Origin of the sequence: Pseudomonas nabeulensis (genome assembly GCF_004682045.1) — a bacterium.
Taxonomy (GTDB): domain Bacteria; phylum Pseudomonadota; class Gammaproteobacteria; order Pseudomonadales; family Pseudomonadaceae; genus Aquipseudomonas; species Aquipseudomonas nabeulensis.
In genome coordinates, this window is sequence record NZ_QUZT01000002.1 from 93,874 (window position 1) to 118,150 (window position 24,277).

At 60.6% G+C, this 24,277-nt stretch carries 21 protein-coding genes; 11 read left to right on the forward strand and 10 right to left on the reverse strand.

Translation table 11 applies throughout. From position 1 onward, the window contains the following. Nucleotides 1-5 precede the first annotated feature (5 nt). The 5 genes from etfA to DYL61_RS01930 all read right to left on the reverse strand — a co-directional run bounded on the left by etfA (nt 6) and on the right by DYL61_RS01930 (nt 6,981). On the reverse strand, nt 6-1,226 hold the full coding sequence (etfA, locus tag DYL61_RS01910) for an electron transfer flavoprotein subunit alpha (RefSeq protein ID WP_135306983.1): 1,221 nt from the start codon (nt 1,224-1,226) through the stop codon (nt 6-8). Continuing rightward, nucleotides 1,226-3,169: a dimethylglycine demethylation protein DgcB gene (dgcB, locus tag DYL61_RS01915; RefSeq protein WP_135306984.1), complete on the reverse strand. Its 1,944-nt coding sequence runs from the start codon at nt 3,167-3,169 to the stop codon at nt 1,226-1,228. Before dgcB ends, etfA begins: the two co-directional genes overlap by 1 nt. A 172-nt stretch (nt 3,170-3,341) precedes the next feature. Then, nucleotides 3,342-5,402: a dimethylglycine demethylation protein DgcA gene (gene dgcA / locus DYL61_RS01920; protein WP_135306985.1), complete on the reverse strand. Its 2,061-nt coding sequence runs from the start codon at nt 5,400-5,402 to the stop codon at nt 3,342-3,344. Between the two features lie 15 nt (nt 5,403-5,417). Then, nucleotides 5,418-5,948: a DUF5943 domain-containing protein gene (locus DYL61_RS01925; protein ID WP_016977793.1), complete on the reverse strand. Its 531-nt coding sequence runs from the start codon at nt 5,946-5,948 to the stop codon at nt 5,418-5,420. Nucleotides 5,949-6,003: 55 nt separating this feature from the next. Then, complete coding sequence (locus tag DYL61_RS01930; protein WP_053258385.1) at nt 6,004-6,981, reverse strand: dipeptidase; 978 nt, start codon at nt 6,979-6,981, stop codon at nt 6,004-6,006. A gap of 220 nt (nt 6,982-7,201) precedes the next feature. Between DYL61_RS01930 and DYL61_RS01935 the strand changes: the two genes are divergently transcribed. Next, the gene (locus tag DYL61_RS01935) at nt 7,202-7,603 is read left to right on the forward strand and encodes a lysozyme inhibitor LprI family protein (protein WP_135306986.1); all 402 of its coding nucleotides are present in this window, start codon (nt 7,202-7,204) and stop codon (nt 7,601-7,603) included. A gap of 41 nt (nt 7,604-7,644) precedes the next feature. Further along, complete coding sequence (locus DYL61_RS01940; protein WP_135306987.1) at nt 7,645-8,061, forward strand: DUF3010 family protein; 417 nt, start codon at nt 7,645-7,647, stop codon at nt 8,059-8,061. Between the two features lie 124 nt (nt 8,062-8,185). Here the strand turns inward: DYL61_RS01940 and DYL61_RS01945 are convergent, their stop codons facing one another. Together DYL61_RS01945 and DYL61_RS01950 are read right to left on the reverse strand one after the other, a co-directional pair. Then, nucleotides 8,186-9,364 (reverse strand): AAA family ATPase, encoded by a 1,179-nt coding sequence (locus DYL61_RS01945; RefSeq protein ID WP_135306988.1) that lies wholly within the window; start codon nt 9,362-9,364, stop codon nt 8,186-8,188. A gap of 68 nt (nt 9,365-9,432) precedes the next feature. Continuing rightward, nucleotides 9,433-10,377 (reverse strand): GlxA family transcriptional regulator, encoded by a 945-nt coding sequence (locus tag DYL61_RS01950; protein WP_167497926.1) that lies wholly within the window; start codon nt 10,375-10,377, stop codon nt 9,433-9,435. A 193-nt stretch (nt 10,378-10,570) separates the two neighbouring features. Between DYL61_RS01950 and DYL61_RS01955 the strand changes: the two genes are divergently transcribed. The 5 genes from DYL61_RS01955 (at nt 10,571) to DYL61_RS01975 (ending at nt 14,594) form a co-directional block, all read left to right on the forward strand. Further along, a complete protein-coding gene (locus DYL61_RS01955) occupies nt 10,571-11,515 on the forward strand; it encodes a choline ABC transporter substrate-binding protein (protein WP_135306990.1) in 945 nt (314 codons plus the stop codon). Nucleotides 11,516-11,588: 73 nt separating this feature from the next. Continuing rightward, nucleotides 11,589-12,476, forward strand: a complete 888-nt coding sequence (cdhC, locus tag DYL61_RS01960) for a 3-dehydrocarnitine:acetyl-CoA trimethylamine transferase CdhC (RefSeq protein ID WP_105697787.1) — start codon at nt 11,589-11,591, stop codon at nt 12,474-12,476. A gap of 63 nt (nt 12,477-12,539) precedes the next feature. Further along, entirely contained in the window at nt 12,540-13,505 is a 966-nt protein-coding gene (locus DYL61_RS01965) for an L-carnitine dehydrogenase (RefSeq protein ID WP_135306991.1), read from the forward strand. A gap of 114 nt (nt 13,506-13,619) precedes the next feature. Continuing rightward, entirely contained in the window at nt 13,620-14,105 is a 486-nt protein-coding gene (locus tag DYL61_RS01970) for a thioesterase family protein (RefSeq protein WP_135306992.1), read from the forward strand. A gap of 225 nt (nt 14,106-14,330) precedes the next feature. Continuing rightward, nucleotides 14,331-14,594 carry a hypothetical protein gene (locus DYL61_RS01975; protein WP_105521017.1) on the forward strand — a complete coding sequence of 88 codons (264 nt, stop codon included), beginning with the start codon at nt 14,331-14,333 and terminating at the stop codon, nt 14,592-14,594. A 96-nt stretch (nt 14,595-14,690) separates the two neighbouring features. On the opposite strand, the gene gbdR is transcribed toward DYL61_RS01975, so the two are convergent. Continuing rightward, nucleotides 14,691-15,794 (reverse strand): choline metabolism transcriptional regulator GbdR, encoded by a 1,104-nt coding sequence (gene gbdR, locus DYL61_RS01980; RefSeq protein ID WP_032884022.1) that lies wholly within the window; start codon nt 15,792-15,794, stop codon nt 14,691-14,693. Between the two features lie 520 nt (nt 15,795-16,314). After that, nucleotides 16,315-17,691: an L-serine ammonia-lyase gene (locus DYL61_RS01985; RefSeq protein ID WP_135306993.1), complete on the reverse strand. Its 1,377-nt coding sequence runs from the start codon at nt 17,689-17,691 to the stop codon at nt 16,315-16,317. Between the two features lie 404 nt (nt 17,692-18,095). Between DYL61_RS01985 and DYL61_RS01990 the strand changes: the two genes are divergently transcribed. The 3 genes from DYL61_RS01990 (at nt 18,096) to choV (ending at nt 21,132) form a co-directional block, all read left to right on the forward strand. Further along, nucleotides 18,096-19,043, forward strand: coding sequence for a choline ABC transporter substrate-binding protein (locus DYL61_RS01990; protein ID WP_105697782.1), 948 nt, complete (start codon nt 18,096-18,098; stop codon nt 19,041-19,043). 68 nt (nt 19,044-19,111) lie between these two features. Beyond that, nucleotides 19,112-19,957 carry a choline ABC transporter permease subunit gene (choW, locus tag DYL61_RS01995; RefSeq protein ID WP_105697781.1) on the forward strand — a complete coding sequence of 282 codons (846 nt, stop codon included), beginning with the start codon at nt 19,112-19,114 and terminating at the stop codon, nt 19,955-19,957. Beyond that, nucleotides 19,954-21,132 (forward strand): choline ABC transporter ATP-binding protein, encoded by a 1,179-nt coding sequence (gene choV / locus DYL61_RS02000; protein WP_135306994.1) that lies wholly within the window; start codon nt 19,954-19,956, stop codon nt 21,130-21,132. Before choW ends, choV begins: the two co-directional genes overlap by 4 nt. Nucleotides 21,133-21,350: 218 nt before the next feature. On the opposite strand, the gene DYL61_RS02005 is transcribed toward choV, so the two are convergent. Then, the gene (locus tag DYL61_RS02005) at nt 21,351-23,285 is read right to left on the reverse strand and encodes a BCCT family transporter (protein WP_238704513.1); all 1,935 of its coding nucleotides are present in this window, start codon (nt 23,283-23,285) and stop codon (nt 21,351-21,353) included. 380 nt (nt 23,286-23,665) lie between these two features. Here DYL61_RS02005 and betI point away from each other — a divergent pair, with 380 nt between their 5' ends. Further along, nucleotides 23,666-24,271 carry a transcriptional regulator BetI gene (gene betI / locus DYL61_RS02010; RefSeq protein ID WP_135306996.1) on the forward strand — a complete coding sequence of 202 codons (606 nt, stop codon included), beginning with the start codon at nt 23,666-23,668 and terminating at the stop codon, nt 24,269-24,271. The last annotated feature ends 6 nt before the right edge of the window (nt 24,272-24,277 follow it).

Consider the following 24,277-nt stretch of genomic DNA (forward strand, 5'->3'; position numbering starts at 1 on the left):
TATCCTCAGGCCGCATCGCGCTTGGCGCCATTGCGGTAGGTTTCTACCGCCGCGATCAACGCTTGCAGGATTGCGGCGCTTTCGCCGATCACCGACAGGTCGGCACGCTTGATCATGTCGCAGCTCGGGTCGAGGTTGATCGCCACCACCTTGTCGCAGGCACCAATGCCTTGCAGGTGCTGAATCGCCCCGGAAATACCCACGGCCACATACACCCGCGCGGTGACCCAGGTGCCGCTGGCACCGACCTGGCGGTCACGGGCCATAAAGCCGTCGTCTACCGCCACGCGGGAGGCGCCTTCGGTGGCGCCCAGGGCGGCGGCGGTCTGGTGGAACAATGCCCAGTCCTTCACGCCATTGCCGCCGGAGAAAATGAATTCCGCCTCGGCCATGGGGATAGCTGCCGGGTCCACCGCCACCGCGCCCAGATCCTCGATACGCGGCAAGCTGCGCGCCAGGGTTGTGGATAACTCCACGGGTAACACTTCATGACGGGTTTCGCTGACCGGTTCTGCGCACTCCACCGCCGCGAGGATCAGGCGCGGCAGCGGACGGGCCAAGTCTTCCTGGCCTGCACCGGCGCGGCCGATGCACTCGTCACCCTTGATTTGCCACACCCGCGTCGCTGGGCGCTCCTTGAGACTGGCCGCAAAGCGTCGACCCAACTCGCCACCGCCGCTGCGACTGTCCGGCAGCAACCAATGACGCGGGTTGAACTGGTTATCCACAGCCCGCAAACCTTGCACCCGTTGCTCTGGTGAATAACCGTCGAATGCGTGGCCTTCCAGCACCAGCAGCCGGTCGACACCCGCCGTGGCAAATGCGCTTTCCTTGTGTTCACCAAACACCACGGCCAAGACTGCGCCGTCACTGCCGGCGAGCTGTCGGGCCAGGCCGAGCAGGTCGCGGTCGTGGCTGCTCAAGCGCCCACCGACCATATCCGGCACCACGTTGATGTAGAACGCAGGCCTAGGCACCTGATGCAGCGGCAACTGCACCTCCACCGCCGCCGTACGTTTGGCCGCGCCGCCCTGCTGGGCGCCGCTGCGGTCGATGCGCTTGATGCCGTTGGGGCCGATAAAACCCACGCCATGCACGTTTTTGCGGATGACACCGTTAGGCCCCATCCAACTGTGTTGCACCGGTTGCATCGCCGCATGCAGCGGGTGCAGGCGGTTGCGGGCGATCCATTCGGCCCGCGGATCGCGGCGGATAATGTCGCTCATCAGTGCACCTCCGCAGGTTCACGCTTTAGGGGAGCTTTGGCCGGTGCGGCCTCTTCCAGCAAGGCGTCGGCCACCAGTTCGGCAATGTCCTTGATCAGTGGGCGCGGCTCGACCACGCCTTCGAGCATCGCCGTACATTGCGGACAACCCACCGCCACCAGCTCGGCACCGGTTTCGCGGATATCTTCCATGCGCATATCGGGGATACGTTGCTTGCCGGGAATGTCAGTGATCGGCGCCCCGCCACCACCGCCGCAGCAGCGCGAACGGAAGCCCGAGCGTTGCATCTCCTTGACCTCGATGCCCAGCGCCCGCAGCACTTGGCGCGGCGCCTCGTATTCGCCGTTGTAGCGGCCCAGATAGCACGGGTCGTGATAGGTCACACTGCTGCCCTTGTGCTGGCCCAGGTTCAGTGCGCCTTCGCCGATCAGCTCGGCCATGAAGGTGCTGTGGTGCTGCACGAGGTAGTTGCCGTTGAAGGCGCCGTATTCGTTTTTCAGCACATGGAAACTGTGGGGATCACAGGTGACGATGCGCTTGAAGCTGTACTTGGCCAGGGTCTGGATATTGCGCGAAGCGAGCAGCTGGAACGTGGCTTCATCGCCCAGGCGACGGGCCACGTCACCGCTGTCGCGTTCTTCCAGGCCAAGCACGGCGAAGTCCACACCGGCCGCCTTGAGCACTTTGACGAACGCGCGCAGGGTGCGCTGGTTACGCATATCGAAGGCACCGTCGCCGACCCAGAACAGTACGTCGCAGCTGCCTTTTTCGCTGAGCAACGGCAGGTTCAAATCCGCTGCCCAGTTCAACCGGCCACCGGGCGCGAAGCCACCGGGGTTATCGGTGGCGATGAGGTTTTCCAACACTTCGGCGCCCTTGTTCGGCGTGGCGCCTTTTTCCAGGGTGAGGTGGCGGCGCATGTCGACGATGGCGTCTACGTGCTCGATCATCATCGGGCACTCTTCCACGCAGGCGCGGCACGTGGTGCACGACCACAGGGTCTCGGCATCCACCAAACCATTCACGATGGGTTGATGCGGGTTGCCGTTGTGTTCACCGATGGCCTTGCCCGGATAGGGGCTGCCGGCAAACTTGGCATCGGTGCCGCCGGCCAGGCCGACCACCATGTCCTGGATGAGTTTTTTCGGGTTCAACGGCTGGCCAGCGGCAAACGCCGGGCACGCGGCTTCGCACTTGCCGCATTGCACGCAGGCGTCGAACCCCAGCAGTTGGTTCCAGGTGAAATCCTTGGGCTTCTCTACGCCCAGCGGCGCGGTTTTGTCGTTGAGGTCCAGCGGTTTCAAACCGGTGGAACGGCCACCGCCAAAACGTTCGGCGCGGCGGTGCCAGGCCAGGTGCAGGGCACCGGCGAAGGCGTGTTTCATCGGGCCGCCCCAGGTCATGCCGAAGAACATTTCGCTCACGCCCCACAACACGCCCACGCTCAATAACGCAGCGAGCAGCCAACCGCCGAAGTCCGCCGGCAACACCCCGGCCACCGGCAAGGTCACCAGGAAGAAACTCACCGAGAACGCCATCAGGCTTTTCGGCAGGCGCATCCACGGGCCTTTGGAGAGGCGCGACGGCGGGTTGCGACGACGCAGGTAGACGAAGGTGGCGCCGACAAACATCAGCACCGAGGCCAACAGCAAGGCGTAGCCGAGGAAGCGGTTATGCAGGCCGAAGCCGTGTACCAGAATGGCCAGCAGCGCCGACAGCACAAAGCCCAGCGCCGTGGCGACGTGGGTGTTGGCGATGTATTTGTCGCGGGCGACCACGTGGTGCAAGTCGACCATGTAGCGCTTGGGCATGGCCAGCAGGCCGCCGAGCAGGTCGACTTTCGAGGCGCGGCCACGGCGCCACATGTTTACCCGGCGCAAGGCACCGAGGACGGCAAGGCCCAGGGCGGCAAACAGGAGAATAGGAAGCAAGGTGTTCAACATGGTGAAGCTCCCAAAGACCACACAGGTCTGCTGTGAAACTGGCCAAAAACTGTGGGAGGGGGCTTGCCCCCGATAGTGGTGGGTCAGCTACAGATGTATCAACTGACACTCAGCCATCGGGGGCAAGCCCCCTCCCACATTTGGACCGAGTCCACTTTGGTTCGGTGTCGGCTTAGAAATCCTTGCACAAGCGCAGGGCGTCATAGATCGCGGCGTGGGTGTTGCGCTGCGCCACGCAGTCGCCAATGCGGAACAGCAAGTAGCCGTCGCCCGCCTCGCTCAGGCACGGTTGCGGCTGGATCGCGAACAGCGCCTCAACATCAATCTGGCCCTTGTTGCGCGAGCCTTCCTTGAGCGCGTAGTAGATCGCTTCATCCGGACGCACGCCGTTCTCGACCACCACCTGATCCACCACCCGTTCTTCTTTGGCGCCGGTGTATTCGTTCTCCAGCACCGCCACCAGCTTGTCGCCTTCGCGGTAGACCTTTTCCAGCATCATGTCGCCGGTCATGATCACTTCCTTGGGGTACATGCTGCGGTAGTAGGTCGGGAACGACGTACCGCCAATCGCCACGCCGGGCTTGATGTCGTCGGTGACGATCTCCACTTGGCTGCCTTTGTCCGCGAGGAAATCCGCCACCGACATGCCGGTGAATTCGCAGATGGTGTCGTAGACCAACACGTTCTTGCCCGGCGCGACTTTGCCGTCGAGCACGTCCCAGCTGCTGACTACCAGGCCTTCGGCGGCACCCCAGTGTTCGTTTTGCTCCACATTCGGATGCCCGCCCACCGCCAGCACCACCACGTCCGGACGCAGGTCCAGGATCGTGTCGGCATCGGCGGCCACACCCAGGCGCAGGTCGACTTTCAAACGTGCCAGCTCCAGCTGGAACCAGCGGGTGATACCGGCGATCTGGTCGCGTTGCGGCGCTTTCGAAGCGGTGGTGATTTGCCCACCGATGAACTCTTTCTTCTCAAACAGGGTCACGTCATGGCCGCGTTCGGCGGCGACACGTGCCGCTTCCATCCCGGCAGGGCCGGCACCGACCACCACGACTTTGCGCTTGGGCCCGGTGGATTTTTCGATGATGTGCGGCACGCCCATGTATTCACGGGACGTCGCAGCGTTCTGGATGCACAGCACGTCCAGCCCTTGGTACTGGCGGTCGATGCAGTAGTTGGCACCGACGCACTGTTTGATCTGGTCGACCTGGCCCATCTTGATCTTGGCGATCAGGTGCGGGTCGGCGATGTGCGCACGGGTCATGCCGACCATGTCCACATAACCGCCTTCGAGGATGCGGGTGGCCTGGTTCGGGTCCTTGATGTTCTGCGCGTGCAGCACCGGCACCTTGACCACCTCCTTGATGCCCGCCGCCAGGTGCAGGAACGGCTCCGGCGGGTAGCTCATGTTCGGGATCACGTTGGCCAGGGTGTTGTGGGTGTCGCAACCCGAACCCACCACGCCAATGAAATCCAGCATGCCGGTGTCGTCGTAGTACTTGGCGATTTGCTTCATGTCCTCGTGGGACAGGCCGTCCGGGTGGAATTCGTCGCCACACAAACGCATGCCCACGCAGAAATCGTCACCGACCTCGGCGCGCACGGCTTTCAATACTTCCAGGCCAAACTTCATACGGCCTTCAAAGCTGCCGCCCCATTCGTCTGTACGCTTGTTGACCCGCGGGCTCCAGAACTGGTCGATCATGTGCTGGTGCACCGCCGACAGTTCCACACCGTCCAGGCCTCCGGCCTTGGCGCGGCGTGCAGCCTGGGCGTAGTTGCCGATCACGCGCCAGATTTCTTCGGGCTCGATGGTCTTGCAGGTGGCACGGTGCACCGGCTCACGCACGCCGGACGGCGACATCAGCGTGGGCCAGTTGAAACCGTCCCACCGCGAGCGGCGGCCCATGTGGGTAATCTGGATCATGATCTTGGCGCCGTGCTTGTGCATGGCATCGGCCAAATTCTGGAAGTGCGGGATGATGCGGTCGGTGGACAGGTTCACCGAACTCCACCATTCCTGTGGGCTGTCGATGGCCACCACCGACGAGCCGCCGCAAATCGCCAGGCCGATACCGCCCTTGGCCTTCTCCTCGTAATACTGAACATAACGCGCGGTGGTCATGCCGCCGTCGGTGGCATACACCTCGGCGTGGGCGGTGCTGAGCACGCGGTTGCGGATGGTCAGTTTGCCGATCTGGATCGGCGCAAACATTGCTTCGAAAGCCATGGCACGGTCCTCGGCTTACAACGGCTTGACGGTGAACAAGCCGTCGTCGTGGCCCTCTTCGGAGCCTCCGTAGACTTGTTCGGCGACGGTGCGAATCTGGCTGCCGCGCGCTTGCAGAATCTGGTCCATGGCACCGGCAAACCAGCCGGTGAACATGTAGTCCACTTTGCGTCCGACCTTGCCGTACACGTAGACGAATGCCGAGTGTTCGAGCTTGACGCTGGCGGTGCCTTTGTCGAGGTCGATGTCCTGGATCTTGAACAGGCCCCAGCCGCGTTGCGACAGGCGCTTCATGTAGTGCTCGAACACCGCGACACCTTCCAGGCCGTGGCATTCGGCTTCTTTTTCACACCAGTGCCAGGCGGATTTGTAGCCAGCCTTGTAGAGGATCTCGGCGTAGGCGTCGGCGCCCAATACTTCTTCGATACCGATGTGGTTGTTGACGAAAAAATGGCGCGGCACGTACAGCATCGGCAGGGCGTCGGAGGTCCAGACACCGGTCTCGCTGTCGACTTCGATAGGTAATTGCGGGGCGATCTTGGCCATGGAAACTCAACTCCAGAAAAATTGTTATGTAGGTGTTGCGCAGTGATGCGCTGGCTTATTCGCCCCAGACGTCTTTCAAGACGTTGACCCAGTTCTCGCCCATGATCTTGCGCACCACGCGTTCGCTGTGGCCGCGCTTGAGCAGGGTCTCGGTGAGGTTGGGGAACTCGCCCACGGTGCGGATGCCCAGCGGGTTGATGATCTTGCCGAAGCTGGTCAGGCGGCGGGCGTAGCCCTTGTCATGGGTCAGCATTTCGAAGAAATCCTGGCCATGGCCCTGGGTGAAGTCGGTGCCGATGCCGATGGCATCTTCGCCGACGATGTTCATGGTGTATTCGATGGCTTCGGCGTAGTCGTCGATGGTCGAATCAATACCCTTGGCCAGGAACGGCGCGAACATCGTCACGCCGACAAAACCGCCATGGTCGGCAATGAACTTGAGTTCTTCATCGGACTTGTTGCGCGGGTGCTCTTTAAGCCCGGACGGCAGGCAGTGGGAGTAGCACACCGGTTTTTTCGATTCGAGGATGACTTCTTCCGAAGTTTTGGAACCCACGTGGGACAGGTCGCACATAATGCCGACGCGGTTCATCTCGGCGACGATCTCACGGCCAAAGCCCGACAGGCCGCCGTCGCGCTCGTAGCAACCGGTGCCCACCAGGTTCTGGGTGTTGTAGCACATCTGCACCACACCAACGCCAAGCTGCTTGAAGATCTCGACGTAGCCCAATTGGTCTTCGAAAGCATGGGCGTTCTGGAAGCCGAAGATGATGCCGGTCTTGCCTTGTTCCTTGGCTTTGCGGATGTCGGCGGTGGTTTTGACCGGGATCACCAGGTCACTGTTTTCACGGATCAGGGTCTGGCTGGCCACGATGTTATTGATGGTGGCCTGGAACCCTTCCCACACCGACACGGTGCAGTTGGCGGCGGTGAGGCCACCCTTGCGCATGTCCTCGAACAGGTCGCGGTTCCACTTGGCAATAATCAGCCCGTCGATAACGATGCTGTCGGCGTGCAATTCGGCTGGGCTCATCAGGCGTCCCCTTATTGGCGATTCATGCGCCGAATCGTCTGCCGGCGCTTTGGGGCCAGCATATGCCCAGGGGCTGACAGAGCCGGGTGCAAAAACGACAGGGGAATTGCCGAAAGCGTCAATCCGCGACAAAGGCCAACATGACATCTCCGACTGGCGGCTGTTCTTTGTCCCACGCTTGAGCCAGAATTTGCGTCATCACCTGATATGAGACGGCGCAATGAAATCGATTTTCCTGGCTTTGGCACTCATCGCAACCACCGCGCACGCGGCCGAAGACACCGACAGCACGCCGTGCGATGGCATCGAAAACGACAAGCAAACCCTGGAATGCGCCACCTACAACCGCACCACCGCCGAACAATTGCTCAAAGATAACTACCAAGGCCTGCTGGAACGCATGGGTTCGACCTATGGCAGCGACAAGACCAAGCTCGCCGACATTACCGCTCGTCTGAAGGATGCCCAGCAGAAGTGGGAGAAATTGCGTGATGCCGATTGCGCCGTAGACACCTTCCCGGCGGTGAACGGCACCAAGGCGTATGCGATTGCACAGAATGACTGCCTGGCGCGGATGAGTGATGAGCGGTCGGAGTTTTTGGAGTCGATTGGGCAGGAATAAGCGACAATCCCCGGCACTTTCCGTCTGACACAAGGCTATTCATGAAGACTTGCGGCATCGAAATCAAAGGCAGCGAAGCCATCATCGCCGTCGCTTCCCTGGACAACCAGGCGCTGAGCCATATTGCCCTGGCCACCAAGAAAATCGCCCTGGACGACGACGATGAGGCGGCCAACGTCAAGGCCTTTGCCGAGCAGGTGAAGGCGTTTGTGCAGGCCAACGGCATTGAGCGTATTGCGATCAAGAAACGCAGCAAGAAGGGTGAGTTTGCCGGCGGGCCGACCACGTTCAAGATCGAGGGTGTGTTCCAACTGCTTGAAGGCGTGGAGGTGACACTGCTGTCGCCACAGACCATCAATGCACAGAACAAGAAGCACAACTTCGAACTGCCGGCCAGCCTGAACAAATACCAGCATGAAGCCTACAAAGCCGCCTGCTCGGCCCTGCTGAAGAAATAAGCCACACCACAAATCCAGTGTGGGAGCGGGCTTGCTCGCGAAAGCGGTATGTCAGTCAACTCATCAGCGACTGAACCACCGCATTCGCGAGCAAGCCCGCTCCCACATTTGTCCTGTGTTGCCTTCAGGCACGCGCCTGGCGCTTGTATTGCAGCCAATCACCGAAGGACTTGTCTTCCAAGGCATAACCCCCCCGGCTCGACTTCCATACCAGTTCCTTGTCGCGCAACGCATCGATACAGGCTTGGATGGTCTGGGTGCCCGGCACCACGTCACTGCCCATCTGTTCCAGTTTCTTGCTCACCGCGGCAAGGGTGCTGTCGGTAAAGGGTGCGAAGGGTTCGTCGCTTTGCGAACGATCCACCATCACGTCCAGCACCGCACGCTGGGGGATGGTCAGGGCGTTCCAGGCACTTTCGAACTCGGTCCACACACCAGCGCGCAACGATTCGGCGCGGCTGTGCAACAGCTGACCCAGACTACTCGCCCCCCCCAACTCAAGCGCTACTTCACCGATGATGGTGCGCAACATCTCTGGACGACGCCCCACCAACTCAAAGACATCATCAATGTCAGCAGCGTTGAACTGGTTGGTGTCGGCCAAAAGCGCGTTGATATACACCGTGTACGCTTGGGTAAACTCTCTGCCCAGCAGCGGAAACGCGGTGATGCTGGAGCCGAAGAACGGCTGGCTCTTGCCTAATACCAAATGAGCCAACTTGTCACGATTCGAGCCGGTGAACACCAGATGCAAGCCACTGCCCTCCTCGTCGCGCCCTTGGTTGAGCTGGTCCCTTGCGGCCTTCAGCGCAAACATCGCATTGATCCCTGATTCGCTGGTTAACGCGTGCTGCGCCTCGTCAATCACCAGCACAACGGGTTTCTCTGCCGCACTGTGGAGCAGTTCCAGTGCTTGAGCCAGCGTTGCACCAACCGGCAACTGTGGCTTGGTAAAGTCCCAGGACAGGGTTCGTAAAAAGCTCAATTTCTCGATGCCGATGTTTTTGGCCAGCTTGCGAATGCCCTTTTCATAGGGCGCCAGGGCGGCGGCAATGGCACTGGCAATCAACTCGGCTGGATCTTTCTCTTTGTCGGCCCACAGATCGACATACACCGTCATCCAGCCCCGAAGCTGACACTCCGGGATCAGGTCTTCACGCAGAAAAGTACTTTTGCCCGTGCGACGCGGCGCCGCGAGAAACAGGCCGGAGGTGAAATCCTGGATACCAGCCCCCACCAAACCGTCAGCGATGCTGCTTGCCAGGGTGGGGCGGCGGAATACGAAGCCGCTGTGCTTGGACATGGTTTTATACTCAATTATGGAAAGGACTATAAATTATAGTCACGAGTATAATTGACTATAATTGGCCGTCAAACCACCTCCCGTCGCCGATCCTCCCGCGGACATTTCGCAAACCTTGCCCGGTAACTACGAGTGAAATACGACGGCGACTCAAACCCGCACGCAATGCTCACTTCCAGCACGCTCATGTCGCTTTGGCGCAACAGCTGCCGGGCTTTTTCCAGGCGCAGGCCGAGGTAGAAGTTGCTCGGGGTGTCGTTCAGGTGCAGGCGAAACAAGCGCTCCAGTTGGCGGCGGGTGACTTTGATCGATTCGGCCAGGGCCAGGGTGGTCAGCGGTGGTTCGGTGTGTTGTTCCATCTCGCCGATCACGTGCACCAGCTTCTTGTTATTGACGCCGTAGCGCGTGGCGATCTGCATGCGCTGGTGGTCTTTGCGTGGGCGGATGCGGCCGAGTACGAATTGTTCGGAGACCTGGATCGCCAGCTCCGGGCCATGGGCCTGGGCGATCAGGTCGAGCATCAGGTCGATGGAGGCGGTGCCGCCGGCGCAGGTGATGCGGCGACGGTCGATTTCGAACAGCTCCTGGGTGACGCTCAAGTGCGGATACGACTCCTTGAACGCCTCGACGGCTTCCCAATGCAGGGTCAGGCGATGGCCGTCGAGCAAGCCGGCTTCGGCAAGCACACAGGCGCCAGTGTCGATGGCGCCAAGGGTCACGCCATCGTGGTCAAGACGGCGCAGCCAGTGTTCCAGCGCTGGCGTCGTGAATTGCAAGGGCTCAAAGCCAGCGACCACCAACAGTGTCGCGCCTTTGTTCAGCGGCTCCAGCGCCGCATCGGCATTGACCGACATGCCATTGCTCGCCAATACCGCACCGCCATCGGCACTCAGCACGTGCCAGCGGTACAACTCGCCCCGAAAGCGGTTGGCCACTCGCAGGGGTTCCAGCGCGGAGATAAAGCCAATGGCCGAGAAGCCCGGCATCAGCAAGAAATAGAAATCCTGGGACATGGTGGCGCTCTCGTCGGACGGACAGCGTGGCACTGTGATACTCCCGTTTCCGGGTGGATTCAAGGGGACAGGTCGCTGCAGTGCAAGAGTCGGTCGCCGCCGTGCGTTTTGTTGCCCCCCAAGCTGCGTAACGTGGCGTCACGGTGCACAAAGACACCGGCAACCACAATAACGACCTGCCGAGGGAATCACCATGAACCGACTGATCAGCCGCTACGTGCTTGCGCTCAGCGCCAGCGCCCTCTTGAGCACCAACGTGATGGCGGCCGACGCGGCATCTTGCCAGAACGTGCGCATGGGCGTGGTGAACTGGACCGACGTGATCGCCACCAGCGCCATGACCCAAGTGTTGCTCGATGGCCTCGGCTACAAGACCAAACAGACCAGCGCTTCCCAGCAGATCATCTTCGCCGGCATTCGCGACCAGCGCTTGGACCTGTTCCTGGGCTACTGGAACCCACTGATGACCCAGACCATCACCCCGTTTGTCGACGCCAAGCAAGTCAAAGTCCTCGACAAACCCAGCCTGGAAGACGCGCGCGCCACCCTCGCTGTGCCGACTTACCTGGCGGACAAGGGCCTGAAAACCTTCGCCGATATCGCCAAGTTCGAAAAAGAACTGGGCGGCAAGATCTACGGGATCGAGCCGGGTTCGGGCGCCAATACGCAGATCAAGGCGATGATCGCCAAGAACCAATTCGGCCTGGGCAAGTTCCAGCTCGTCGAATCCAGCGAAGCCGGCATGCTCGCCGCCGTCGACCGTGCGGTACGCCGCAAGGAAGCCGTGGTGTTCTTTGGTTGGGCGCCGCACCCGATGAACGTCAACGTCGCCATGACCTACCTCACCGGCAGCGACGACGCCCTGGGCCCGAACGAAGGCATGGCCACCGTGTGGAGCGTGACCGCGCCGACCTACGCCGAACAGTGCCCCAACGTGCACAAACTGCTGACCAACCTCACCTTCACCGCCGCCGACGAGAGCCGGATGATGCAGCCGTTGCTGGATCACAAGGACCCCATTGAATCCGCCAGGCAGTGGCTCAAGGATCACCCACAAGACCAGGCACGCTGGCTGGAAGGCGTGACCACCTTCGACGGCAAACCGGCTGCGGCCAACCTGCAATTGACCAGCAAGTAACCCAAACCCAATCACCGCTTCGCAGCCGACACCGGCTGCGAACGGCACCACCACGCCTGTAAGGAACCGCCCCATGAACCACGACGTCATCATCACCTGCGCACTCACCGGTGCTGGCGACACGACCAGCCGCAGCCCACACGTGCCGGTCACCCCCAAACAAATCGCCGCCGCTGCGGTGGAAGCCGCCAAGGCCGGTGCCACGGTTGTGCACTGTCATGTGCGTGACCCCGAAACCGGCAAATTCAGCCGCGACGTCGCGCTGTACCGCGAGGTGATGGAGCGCATTCGCGAGGCCGACATCGACATCATCGTCAACCTCACCGCTGGCATGGGCGGCGACCTGGAGATCGGCGGCGGCGAGAACCCGATGGAGTTCGGCCCCAACACTGACCTGGTCGGCCCGCTGACCCGCCTGGCCCACGTTGAAGAACTGCTGCCGGAAATCTGCACCCTGGACTGCGGCACCCTCAACTTCGGTGATGGCGACACCATCTACGTGTCCACGCCGGCCCAGCTGCGAGCAGGCGCCAAGCGCATTCAAGAGCTGGGTGTCAAAGCCGAGCTGGAAATCTTCGACACCGGCCACCTGTGGTTTGCCAAGCAGATGATCAAGGAAGGCCTGCTCGACAACCCGTTGTTCCAACTGTGCCTGGGCATTCCATGGGGCGCACCGGCCGACACCACCACCATGAAGGCCATGGTCGACAACCTGCCGGCCGATGCCGTGTGGGCAGGCTTTGGTATTGGCCGCATGCAGATGCCAATGGCGGCGCAAGCGGTGCTGCTGGGGGGCAATGTGCGGGTGGGGTTGGAGGACAACTTGTGGCTGGACAAAGGCGTGCTGGCCACCAATGGGCAGTTGGTGGAGCGGGCCAGTGAAATCCTCAGCCGCTTGGGTGCGCGTGTCATGACCCCTGCCGAAGGCCGCAAAAAAATGGGCCTGACTAAACGCACTTAAAAATGTGGGAGGGGGCAAGCCCCCTCCCACAGGGGTACATCACACTATTCAGGAATGTTGCCAATGAGTTTTATCACCGAAATCAAAACCTTCGCCGCCCTCGGCAGTGGTGTCATCGGCAGCGGCTGGGTGTCCCGCGCCTTGGCCCACGGCCTCGATGTGGTCGCCTGGGACCCCGCCCCCGGCGCCGAAGCCGCCCTGCGCAAACGCGTTGCCAACGCCTGGGGCGCCCTGGAAAAACAAGGCCTGGCGCCCGGTGCTTCCCAAGACCGCCTGCGCTTTGTATCGACGATTGAAGAGTGCGTGAAAGACGCCGATTTCATCCAGGAAAGCGCCCCGGAGCGCCTGGAGCTGAAACTGGAATTGCACAGTAAGATCAGCGCAGCGGCCAAGCCGAATGCACTGATCGGCTCCAGCACATCGGGCCTGTTGCCCAGCGAGTTCTACGAGGGCTCGACCCACCCGGAACGCTGTGTGGTGGGTCATCCATTCAACCCGGTTTACCTGTTGCCGCTGGTGGAAGTGGTCGGCGGCAAGCACACAGCGCCGCAGGCGGTTCAAGCGGCAATCAAGGTGTACGAATCCCTCGGCATGCGCCCGCTGCATGTGCGCAAGGAAGTCCCCGGTTTTATCGCCGACCGCCTGCTGGAAGCGCTGTGGCGGGAGGCGCTGCATCTGGTCAATGACGGTGTGGCGACCACGGGGGAAATTGACGACGCCATACGCTTTGGCGCCGGCTTACGCTGGTCGTTCATGGGCACGTTCCTGACCTACACCTTGGCCGGTGGCGACGCGGGCATGCGCCACTTCATGGCGCAATTCGGCCCGGCGCTACAGTTGCCGTGGACGTACCTGCCAGCACCGGAGCTGACCGATAAGCTGATTGATGATGTCGTCGAGGGCACCAGCGACCAGCTCGGCACACACAGCATTTCGGCGCTGGAGCGCTATCGTGATGATTGCTTGTTGGCGGTGTTGGAGGCGGTAAAAACTACCAAGGCCAAGCACGGTATGAGCTTCGCCGAATAACCCAATGTGGGAGGGGGCTTGCCCCCGATGGCGGACTGTCAGTTGATACATCTGTAGCTGACCCACAGCTATCGGGGGCAAGCCCCCTCCCACATTTTTGACCGAGTACTAAGCATGCCAGCACTGACGACCTACACCACCACCCTCCAACCCGACTGGGTGGACTACAACGGCCACCTGCGCGACGCGTTCTACCTGCTGATCTTCAGCTACGCCACCGATGCGCTGATGGACACACTGGGCCTGGACAGCCAGAACCGCGAAGCCAGCGGCCACTCGTTGTTCACGCTGGAGCTGCACCTAAACTACCTGCATGAAGTGAAACTGGGCGCCGAAGTGGAAGTACGCACTCAACTGATCGACCATGACGCCAAGCGCCTGCACCTCTATCACAGCCTGCATCTGACAAGTGATGAGAAGGAACTGGCGGGCAACGAACAGATGCTGCTGCACGTCGATCTCGCTGGCCCGCAAGCAACCCCGTTCACCGAGACAACCCTGCAACGACTCACCGCCATCACTGCCGAGCAAACCGACCTGCCGCTGCCTGCCCTGCTCGGCCGGGTTATCGGCATAAAAAAAGCCCCGATCAAGCCGTGACAAGATCGGGGCAGAGTGCCTTGTGTGAGCGGTGCTTCGAGAGGGTGACCAAACCTTCAGGTTGCGTGCCTGGCATTCAGTGTGCCTATTACTTCTGTCGGTAAATGGCCCGAAAACGACATGCTCATAGCCATCTGAGGCATTCGTGCAATCTGCCCTTGCCGACCGCTTGGGCGGCTACCAGAATCCCAGTCAAACCCCGCTCCCTTCACCAGGATAAACGTCATGATGCATGCGGATTTGATTGACCAGGATGACCTGCTGAGCCAGCTGCGCTCGTTGGGTTTCGAGGTGTCCAGCGGCGCGACTGCCGAGCAGGCGTGCGAGTGTGCCGTGCGCGGTTTGAGTGCGGCGCGGGCCAAGGCGCTCAAGGGCATGGTGGAGCAGATGTACACCGGCAGCGCGACGATCTTGCCGGCGGTGAGGCAGGCGATCGATAAGCAGTTGTTGCCGGCGCTTGTGCAGTTCAAGCAGAGCTCTGGGGCCTGATAGATTGCTATCGGGGGCAAGCCCCCTCCCACATTTTTGAATGTATTCACAAATCAAGGGTGGGAGGGGGCTTGCCCCCGATGCAGGCGACTCGGTCTACAGCCTTACACTGGCAAACGTCGACTCATTGCGCGCCTGGCTCAACGCCGACATCGGCCCCGCCAGCGGTGACAACACCAGCGCCTGCGGAATCGGCATCATCGCCACTTGCTGGGTGGTGTTGGACCCCACACGCTCATCCCGCGGCGGAATGCCGAAGTATTCGCGGTAGCACTTGGAAAAGTGCGGCGTGGACACGAAGCCACACACCGACGCCACTTCGATGATCGACATCGGCGTTTGCTTGAGCAGTTGCCGTGCACGGATCAGGCGCAGCTTGAGGTAGTAGCGCGACGGCGAGCAGTGCAGGTATTTCTGGAACAGCCGCTCCAACTGACGACGGGACACGGCGACGTACACCGCCAATTCGTCCAGGTCGATAGGCTCTTCCAGATTGGCTTCCATCAGCGCGACGATTTCCTGCAGTTTCGGCTGGTTGGTGCCGAGCATGTGCTTGAGCGGCACGCGCTGGTGATCCTGTTCGTTGCGGATGCGTTCGTACACAAACATCTCGGAGATCGCGGCGGACAGTTCACGCCCGTGATCGCGGCTGATCAGGTGCAGCATCATGTCCAGCGGCGCGGTGCCGCCGGAGCTGGTGAAGCGGTTGCGGTCGAGGGTGAACAGGCGGGTGCTCATGGCCACACGCGGAAAGGCTTCCTGCATCGAGGCCAAACACTCCCAGTGCACGCTGCAATCAAAACCGTCCAGCAGACCGGCGCAGGCCAGGGCCCAACTGCCGGTGCACACCGCGCCCAAGCGGCGCGACTGGCGCGCCTGGCTTTGCAGCCACGACACATGCTCACGGGTGACCGTACGCTGAATACCCACGCCGCCGCACACGATCACCGTGTCCAGGGCCGGGGCTTTGTGCATGGAAGCATCGGGAGTGATTTGCAGACCGTCGCTGGCCCACACCTGGTTGCCGTCAACACTCAAAGTGGTCCAGCGATACAGCTCGCGGCCAGAGAGTTGGTTGGCCATGCGCAGTGGTTCGACTGCGGAAGCCAGGGAAATCAGCGTGAAATTGTCCAGCAGCAAAAAGCCGATGGATTGAGGCGCACGGTTCTGGGGTTGGGCCCCTGAGTTGAACGACGTCATCGCGGTATCTCCTCACACAAAGCGGGTGATGGCCTCAGGCGAGGCTCTTGTTATTGCGCTCTTCATCTGGTGCAGAGAGAGGCTTTGAATTGATAGAGCAAATGCCATGCCTAAACTTGAATGGCCGTCCAATAACTCCTAAAAACGACCTTTTGACGCGTCTAGATAAGCCCGCGCCGGAAGTATGGATATGGCCAGAATTGGCGGTAGGAATGAGCCCGCCCAACGGGTGTGAGCAGTTCGGTAGCACTTGTGGGAAGGCGCTTTGGGGCTGTAGGAGAAGTCTGTCACCCAGAGCACAGAGAGACAGTCGTTAGGCAGGAAATCGTTTGGGAGCTACTTATCTGTTTGCGACGCGCTAAAAGGTGGCGCTTTTGGTTTGGGTGGGCACTTTGTGAGCAGGGCATTTACTTTGTGGCGAGGGAGCTTGCTCCCGCTGGAGTGCGAAGCGCTCCCAAGATTTTGGGGCCGCTTCGCAGCCCAGCGGGAGCAAGCTCCCTCGCCACAGAAGCCGACCACATCAGCATTCGACGGCACTCACCGCCAACCCACCCCGCGATGTCTCCTTGTATTTGTCATGCATATCCGCCCCGGTATCGCGCATAGTGCGGATCACCCGGTCCAGGGAGATAAAGTGCTGGCCGTCCCCACGCAACGCCATCTGCGCTGCGTTGATCGCCTTCACCGCCGCAATCGCATTGCGCTCGATGCACGGCACTTGCACCAGCCCGCCCACCGGATCGCAGGTGAGACCCAGGTTGTGTTCCAGGCCGATCTCGGCAGCGTTGCACAGTTGCTCCGGCGTAGCACCGAGGATTTCCGCCAGCCCGGCAGCGGCCATGGCGCAGGCCGAACCGACTTCACCCTGGCAACCCACTTCGGCACCGGAGATCGAGGCGTTCTTCTTGCACAGGATGCCTATCGCCGCCGCGCCGAGCATGTAATCCACGACGTTGGCTTCGGTGACTTCCTCGCTGAATTTCATGAAGTAATGCAGCACAGCCGGAATGATGCCCGCAGCACCGTTGGTAGGCGCAGTGACCATGCGCCCGCCGGCAGCGTTTTCTTCATTGACCGCCAACGCGAACAGGTTCACCCATTCCATGGCGCTCAAGGTCGAGCCGATCACATTCGGCTTGTTCAACTCTTGCAGGCTGCGGTGCAACTTGGCCGCGCGCCGACGCACATTAAGACCGCCCGGCAAGATGCCCTCGTGCTTGAGGCCTTGCTCCACGCAATCTTGCATCGCGTGCCAAAGCTTCAGCAGGCCGCTGCGAATTTCCTCTTCGGAGCGCCAGACCTTTTCATTCGCCAGCATCAATTCGGCGACGCGCAGGTTGTGGGTCTTGCACAGCTGCAACAGCTCCACCGCGCTGGAAAAATCATAGGGCAATACGGTGCGGTCCATATCCGCCACGCCGCTTTGCGCCTGGGCTTCATCCACCACAAAACCGCCGCCCACTGAATAGTAGGTATCCCGGTGCAATTCGCCGTTATCGCCATACACCACCAGGGTCATGGCATTGGGGTGAAACGGCAGGTTTTCGTCGAGCAGACGCATGTCCCTTGCCCACACAAACGGCACCGGCAGACGCCCGTCCAACAGCAACGTGTCGGTCTCGCGCAGGGTGTGGATATGCAGGCCGATTTGCGACGGATCGATTGCGTCCGGCCACTCGCCCATCAGGCCCATGATGGTCGCGGTGTCACTGCCGTGGCCGATGCCGGTGGCCGACAATGAGCCGTAGAGCTGAACTTCTACGCGCCGCACTTGTTCCAACACCTCACGTTCACGTAAACCTTGAACGAACAACGCCGCGGCGCGCATGGGGCCGACGGTGTGAGAACTCGAAGGCCCGATGCCGATCTTGAACAGGTCGAAAACGCTGATAGCCATTGCCGTGGAACTCCTCGATAAGCACGGGCTACCTGCTACGCTCAATCCGCCCGAATAGCGGCATCATCTAGCTTTTGTTGCCCGTCACGGCGTCTCACACCGACGTAACCATGCTCACTAACGCCGCCCTCGTGCGAACAGGCGTTTTGGCCGTTTTTAGCGGTGCAGAAGGGTAAAAACCTTGGTTTTGCCCCTGGAAAAATCTGTAAGCGACGTCACCGACACTGGATACGACCATCCCTGTACTGGTTACGACGCCCCCTGTAGGCGTCAGATTTTCACTGGTACATGATCAGTCTCGACTCGTTTGCAAGGCGCCGTGCCAGAGCTGTCATCGCACGCTCGAACGCAACACTTATAAAGCGCGGTAAATGCCGCCAGAAAACACACAGGAGTCTAGCCCCATGAAAGGTTCACCCTCGTTGTTATTGGCCGCCATGCTGAGTCTGCCAGTCCTGGCGAACGCTGCAGAACCGGCTCAATGCCAGACCGTCAACTTCTCCGATGTCGGCTGGACCGACATCACCGTCACCACCGCGACCACCAGCGAAGTCCTCAAGGGCCTGGGCTACAAGCCGCGCACCACGATGATTTCGGTTCCGGTGACCTACAAGTCCCTGGCCGACGGCAAGAACATGGACATCTTCCTCGGCAACTGGATGCCGACCATGGAAAACGACATCAAGCAGTACCGTGATGCCGGCACCGTGGAAACCGTGCGCGCCAACCTGGAGAACGCCAAGTACACCCTGGCGGTGCCCGAGGCGCTGTACAACAAAGGCCTGAAAGACTTCGCCGACATCGCCAAATTCAAGGACGAACTGGGCGGCAAGATCTACGGCATCGAGCCGGGTAACGACGGCAACCGCACCATCCAGACGCTGATCGACAAAGACGCCTTCGGCCTGAAAACCGCAGGCTTCAAAGTGGTCGAGTCCAGCGAAGCCGGCATGCTCTCCCAGGTTGAACGTGCCTCCAAGCGCGACCAGGCCATCGTGTTCCTCGGCTGGGAACCTCACCCGATGAACACCCGCTTCAAGATGAAGTACCTGACCGGTGGTGACGACTCGTTCGGCCCCAACTACGGCCAGGCCACCATCTATACCAATACCCGCAAGGGCTACTCCGAAGAATGCAGCAACGTGGGCCAGTTGCTGAAAAACCTGTCGTTCACCCTGAACATGGAAAGCACCCTGATGGGCAAAGTGCTGGACGACAAACAAAAGCCTGACGCCGCCGCCAAGGCCTGGCTCAAGGCCAACCCGCAAGTGCTCGACACCTGGCTCGCCGGTGTCACCACCGTTGATGGCAAACCAGGACTCGACGCCGTAAAAGCCTACCTCGCCAAGTAATCCGTTGTCCCCGGGGCGGTGCGCTGCCCCGGGATGTTTTCCCTCTTCGCATGTGGACATTCACTACCATGCTGACTGAACAGAAAATCCCACTAGGCCAGTACATCGCTGCCTTCGTCGATTGGTTGACCCAACACGGTGCCAACTACTTCGACGCAATCGCATCGACCCTGGAAACGATGATCCACGGCGTGACGTTCGCGCTGACCTGGTTCAATCCGCTGGCATTGATCGGTCTGATTGCGCTGCTGGCTCACTTTATTCAACGCAAATGGGGCCTGACGGTGTTCGTCATCGCCTCCTTCCTGCTGATCCTCAACCTGGGGTACTGGCAGGAAACCATGGAGACCCTGGCGCAAGTGCTGTTCGCCACCCTGGTCTGCGTGGTCATCGGTGTGCCGCTGGGCATTGTTGCCGCGCACAAACCGTTGTTCTACACCATGATGCGGCCGGTGCTCGATCTGATGCAGACCGTACCGACCTTCGTCTACCTCATCCCTACCCTGACCCTCTTCGGGCTGGGTGTGGTGCCCGGTTTGATCTCCACGGTGGTGTTCGCGATTGCCGCGCCCATCCGCCTGACCTACCTGGGTATCCGCGACGTTCCCCAAGAGCTGCTCGACGCCGGCAAAGCCTTTGGTTGCTCGCGCCGTCAGTTGCTCTCGCGCATCGAACTGCCTCACGCCATGCCGAGCATCGCTGCCGGTATTACCCAATGCATCATGCTGTCGCTGTCGATGGTGGTGATCGCGGCCCTGGTGGGCGCCGACGGTCTCGGCAAACCGGTGGTCAACGCACTCAACACCGCTGACATTGCCCTGGGCTTCGAAGCGGGCCTGGCCATCGTCTTGCTCGCCATCATGCTCGACCGCATCTGCAAACAACCCGACGCCAAAGTAGGGGGTGATGCATGAGCATTATCCGATTCGACAATGTCGACGTGATCTTCACCAAAGACCCACGCGAAGCGCTCAAGCTGCTGGACCAGGGCATGAGCCGCAACGAGATCCTGAAAAAGACCGGGCAGATTGTCGGCGTAGAAAAAGCCAGCCTGGATATCGAAAAAGGCGAAATCTGCGTGCTGATGGGCCTGTCGGGCTCCGGCAAATCCAGCTTGCTGCGCTGCATCAACGGCCTCAACACCGTCAGCCGTGGCCAACTGTTCGTGGAGCATGAAGGGCGCCAGATCGACATCGCCTCCTGCACGCCCGCCGAGCTGAAAATGATGCGCACCAAACGCATCGCCATGGTGTTCCAGAAGTTCGCCCTGATGCCTTGGCTGACGGTGCGCGAAAACATCAGCTTCGGCCTGGAGATGCAAGGCCGTCCGGAGAAAGACCGACGCAAGCTGGTGGATGAAAAGCTCGAACTGGTGGGCCTGGCCCAATGGCGCAACAAGAAGCCCGACGAGCTGTCCGGCGGCATGCAGCAACGCGTCGGCCTGGCGCGTGCGTTGGCGATGGACGCCGATATTTTGCTGATGGACGAACCCTTCTCGGCCCTCGACCCGCTGATCCGCCAAGGCTTGCAAGATGAGCTGTTGGAGCTGCAACGCAAGCTGAGCAAGACCATCGTGTTCGTGAGTCACGACCTGGATGAGGCGCTCAAATTGGGTAGCCGCATCGCGATCATGAAAGACGGCAAGATCATCCAGTACAGCGTGCCGGAAGAAATCGTGCTGAACCCGGCGGACGACTATGTGCGCACCTTCGTCGCCCACACCAACCCGCTGAACGTGCTGTGCGGCCGCAGCCTGATGCGCACGCTGGACAACTGCAAGCGCGTCAACGGCTCGGTATGCCTGGACCCGGGTGGCGATTCATGGCTGGACCTGGCCGAAGGCAACACCATTAAAGGTGCTCGTCAGAATGGTGCGGTGATGAACTTGCAGAATTGGGCACCGGGGCAAGCGGTGGAAGGCCTGGGTCGGTTGCCGACGCTGGTGGACTCGAATATCGGCATGCGCGATGCGTTGCAGATTCGTTATCACACCGGGAATAAGTTGGTGTTGCATGACAACAACCAGGTGGTGGGGATTCTGGGGGACAGTGAGTTGTACCATGCCCTGCTAGGCAAAAATCTGGGCTAACCAACACTGCAAAACCAACTGTAGAAACTGGGTCAATGTGGGAGGGGCGGTGCGACGATTCGACTTGCCCCCGATAGCAGTGGATCAGTAACAGATGTACTGACTGACACACTGTAATCGGGGGCAAGTCGAATCGTCGCACCGCCCCTCCCACATTTGGATCTGTTTACACAGTTGGACCCAGTGGTGTCAGTGAGGACACCACCAGGCTTCAACTATCAGCTATAAACCCGGCCAAGGAGCTGCCGATGGCTTTCAAACTGATCGAGCACATCCCGGGTAATTTGCTCCTGGGTGAAGCCCATCAGGTCGTATTCCTGAGGTCCGTTGTGCAGGTAGACCTCAGCCCGGTAGTAACGCGTGCGCTCTTCCTCGGGCAGGTCGTTCGGTGCCGACGAGTAAGCGTCCAGGCTCACTTCGTAGACAAACGGGTTGCCCTCTTCCCTCTCGATGCGCACACCGATGCAGCGCTTGGATTTGCCCAACAGCGTTTGCACCTCCAACCCTTGGTCACGCAGCGCAACGGCGGCCTCTTCCAACGCCGGCGTTACGTGCTTGTCCATGAAACGCTGCACCGTGCCCTGGCTCGGCTGCAGGTCCAGCGCAGTCAGGCGTTCGCTGAAACCACGACGACCGCGCTCGGCCAATTGCGCCTGCTCTTGTTCGATGGCCACGTCCTGGCGCATCGCCTTGTGCAAACCGAACATAAAGAACACCAGCACCACCGAGAACGGCAGCCCCGCCAGCACCACCATGGTCTGCATGGCTTCGAAGTTGCCCGCGAACAGCAGGCCGATGGTCACCAGGGTGATCACCGCCGACCAGAAGATCCGCAGCCAGTGCGGCGCATCTTCATCCACATTGCCGCCTTTGCACGACAGGTTGGCCATCATCACCGCGCCGGAATCCGCCGGGGTCAGGAACAGCACAAAGCCCACAAAGATCGACACACCGATGACGACTTTCGACGCCGGGTAATGCTCAAGCAGTTGGTAGATGGCCATGGACGGTTGTTCCAGGGCGGTCTTGCCCAACTCCACCGCGCCGTGGTTCAGCACCAGGTCCAGCGCCGAGTTACCGAAGATCGACAGCCACGCCAGGGTAAAGCCCAGTGGGATCAGCAACACGCCGGCCACCAGTTCACGCACCGTGCGACCACGGGAAATACGCGCGATGAACATGCCCACGAATGGGGCCCAGGAAATCCACCACGCCCAGTAGAACAGGGTCCACAGGCCCATCCAGCGCTCGGTCTTGTCGGCGTCGCCTTCGTACACATACAGGTCGAAGGTTTTCAGGATGATGCCGTTGAGGTAGTCACCGGTGTTCTGCACCAGGCCGTTGAGCAGGTGCAAAGTCGGGCCGAACAGCAGCACAAAAATCAGCAGACCGCTGAACAGCACAATGTTGAGGTTGGACAGACGGCGAATGCCGTTCTCCACACCCGACACGGCGGCGATGGTCGCCACGGTGCTCATCACGATGATCACGATCAACAGGTTGGTGTTGCTGTGTTCCATGCCGAACAGGTTTTCCAACCCCGACGACACTTGCATCGAACCAATCCCCAGGTTCGTCACCAGGCCCAACAAGGTCACGAACATGCCGAAACCGTCCACCGCATGGCCGGCCGCGCCCTTCACCCAACGCTCGCCCACCAGCGGGTACAGCGCCGAACGCAAGGCCAGCGGCTGGTTATGTCGGTACGCGAAGTACGCCACGGCCAGGCCGACCAACGCATAGATCGCCCAGCCGTGCAGGCCCCAGTGCAGGAACGTCAGTTGCAGCGCCTGGCGCGCTGCGCCATTGCTGGCCGCTGCGCCTTCGGGCGGGTTGAAGTAGTGGTCCAACGGCTCCGAGGCGCCGAAGTACAGCAGCGAGATGCCGATACCCGACGAGAACAACATGCCGGCCCAGGCGCCGTAGCTGAAGTCCGGGGTGTCGTCCTTGCTGCCCAGTTTCAATTTGCCGTAGGAGGAAAACGCCAGGCCGACCACGAACACCAGGTAAGCGGCGATGACCACCATGTAATACCAGCCGAAGCTTTTCGACAGCCACGCCTGGGCGACGCCGAGCATGCGCCCGGCCTCCTGCGGGGCGATGATCAGGATGGCAGTCAACAACAGAATCAACGCGGTGGAGGTGTAGAACACCCAACCGTTGACCCGCACCTTTTCCGGCGGGGTCTTTATAAGAGAGGCAGAACTCATGGCGCAGATGCTCCGGGCAGTGCGAAAGAGAAACACAAGGCAACGGTTATCCCGGGACATCGATTTATCGGCAGTCGACGGACGGGTGTTATAAAGACACCCCGAAAATCCTTGCACCCCTACCGAAGCGGTAGACAGGGCGTTTCAAGGGTTTTTGCGGGTGCCGGATGTCGCGGCTCCCAGGCAGGAAAAACCTGTAGGCAGCGACCATTTGTCGCAGATCTTATTCTTTGTTGATTGAACGTTCAATCAAAACAAAATAGACTGGCCATCAAGCCGACGGACGTTTATCGCCCATCGGCAGGCCAAAGGAGAGGTGCTACATGCCCAAGGTCGGTATGCAACCCATACGCCGCCAGCAGTTGATCGAAGCCACGCTCACGGCCATCGATCAGGTCGGAATGGGGGATGCCAGCATTGCGCTGATCGCCCGTTTGGCCGGCGTCTCGAACGGCATCATCAGTCACTACTTTCAGGACAAGAACGGCCTGATCGCAGCGACCATGCGTTACCTGATGAACGCGCTGATCGACAACGTCCACGAACGCAGGCGCGCCCTGAAGGATGACAGCCCACGGGCGCACCTCCAGGTGATTATCGAAGGCAACTTCGACGCCAGCCAGGTCAACGGCCCGGCAATGAAAACCTGGTTGGCCTTCTGGGCCACCAGCATGCACCACCCGTCATTGCACCGGTTGCAGCGGATCAACGATCAACGTCTGTATTCCAACCTGTGCTGCCAGTTCCGCCGAGTGCTGCCGCTGCCGCGTGCACGCAAGGCAGCCCGAGGGCTGGCGGCCCTGATCGACGGTTTGTGGTTGCGCGGCGCCCTGTCGGGAGACGCTTTCGACACGGAGCAGGCGCAACGGATCGCTTACGAATACATGGATTTCCAATTGGCCAAGCAGGGTACGTCAGAGCACACATAACCGCTC

Bases quoted from the DNA above. Each gene is read 5' to 3' on its own strand.
- etfA (WP_135306983.1), bottom strand. From the start codon at position 1,226: ATGAGCGACATTATCCGCCGCGATCCGCGGGCCGAATGGATCGCCCGC.
- dgcB (WP_135306984.1), bottom strand. From the start codon at position 3,169: ATGTTGAACACCTTGCTTCCTATTCTCCTGTTTGCCGCCCTGGGCCTT.
- dgcA (WP_135306985.1), bottom strand. From the start codon at position 5,402: ATGGCTTTCGAAGCAATGTTTGCGCCGATCCAGATCGGCAAACTGACC.
- DYL61_RS01925 (WP_016977793.1), bottom strand. From the start codon at position 5,948: ATGGCCAAGATCGCCCCGCAATTACCTATCGAAGTCGACAGCGAGACC.
- DYL61_RS01930 (WP_053258385.1), bottom strand. From the start codon at position 6,981: ATGAGCCCAGCCGAATTGCACGCCGACAGCATCGTTATCGACGGGCTG.
- DYL61_RS01935 (WP_135306986.1), top strand. From the start codon at position 7,202: ATGAAATCGATTTTCCTGGCTTTGGCACTCATCGCAACCACCGCGCAC.
- DYL61_RS01940 (WP_135306987.1), top strand. From the start codon at position 7,645: ATGAAGACTTGCGGCATCGAAATCAAAGGCAGCGAAGCCATCATCGCC.
- DYL61_RS01945 (WP_135306988.1), bottom strand. From the start codon at position 9,364: ATGTCCAAGCACAGCGGCTTCGTATTCCGCCGCCCCACCCTGGCAAGC.
- DYL61_RS01950 (WP_167497926.1), bottom strand. From the start codon at position 10,377: ATGTCCCAGGATTTCTATTTCTTGCTGATGCCGGGCTTCTCGGCCATT.
- DYL61_RS01955 (WP_135306990.1), top strand. From the start codon at position 10,571: ATGAACCGACTGATCAGCCGCTACGTGCTTGCGCTCAGCGCCAGCGCC.
- cdhC (WP_105697787.1), top strand. From the start codon at position 11,589: ATGAACCACGACGTCATCATCACCTGCGCACTCACCGGTGCTGGCGAC.
- DYL61_RS01965 (WP_135306991.1), top strand. From the start codon at position 12,540: ATGAGTTTTATCACCGAAATCAAAACCTTCGCCGCCCTCGGCAGTGGT.
- DYL61_RS01970 (WP_135306992.1), top strand. From the start codon at position 13,620: ATGCCAGCACTGACGACCTACACCACCACCCTCCAACCCGACTGGGTG.
- DYL61_RS01975 (WP_105521017.1), top strand. From the start codon at position 14,331: ATGATGCATGCGGATTTGATTGACCAGGATGACCTGCTGAGCCAGCTG.
- gbdR (WP_032884022.1), bottom strand. From the start codon at position 15,794: ATGACGTCGTTCAACTCAGGGGCCCAACCCCAGAACCGTGCGCCTCAA.
- DYL61_RS01985 (WP_135306993.1), bottom strand. From the start codon at position 17,691: ATGGCTATCAGCGTTTTCGACCTGTTCAAGATCGGCATCGGGCCTTCG.
- DYL61_RS01990 (WP_105697782.1), top strand. From the start codon at position 18,096: ATGAAAGGTTCACCCTCGTTGTTATTGGCCGCCATGCTGAGTCTGCCA.
- choW (WP_105697781.1), top strand. From the start codon at position 19,112: ATGCTGACTGAACAGAAAATCCCACTAGGCCAGTACATCGCTGCCTTC.
- choV (WP_135306994.1), top strand. From the start codon at position 19,954: ATGAGCATTATCCGATTCGACAATGTCGACGTGATCTTCACCAAAGAC.
- betI (WP_135306996.1), top strand. From the start codon at position 23,666: ATGCCCAAGGTCGGTATGCAACCCATACGCCGCCAGCAGTTGATCGAA.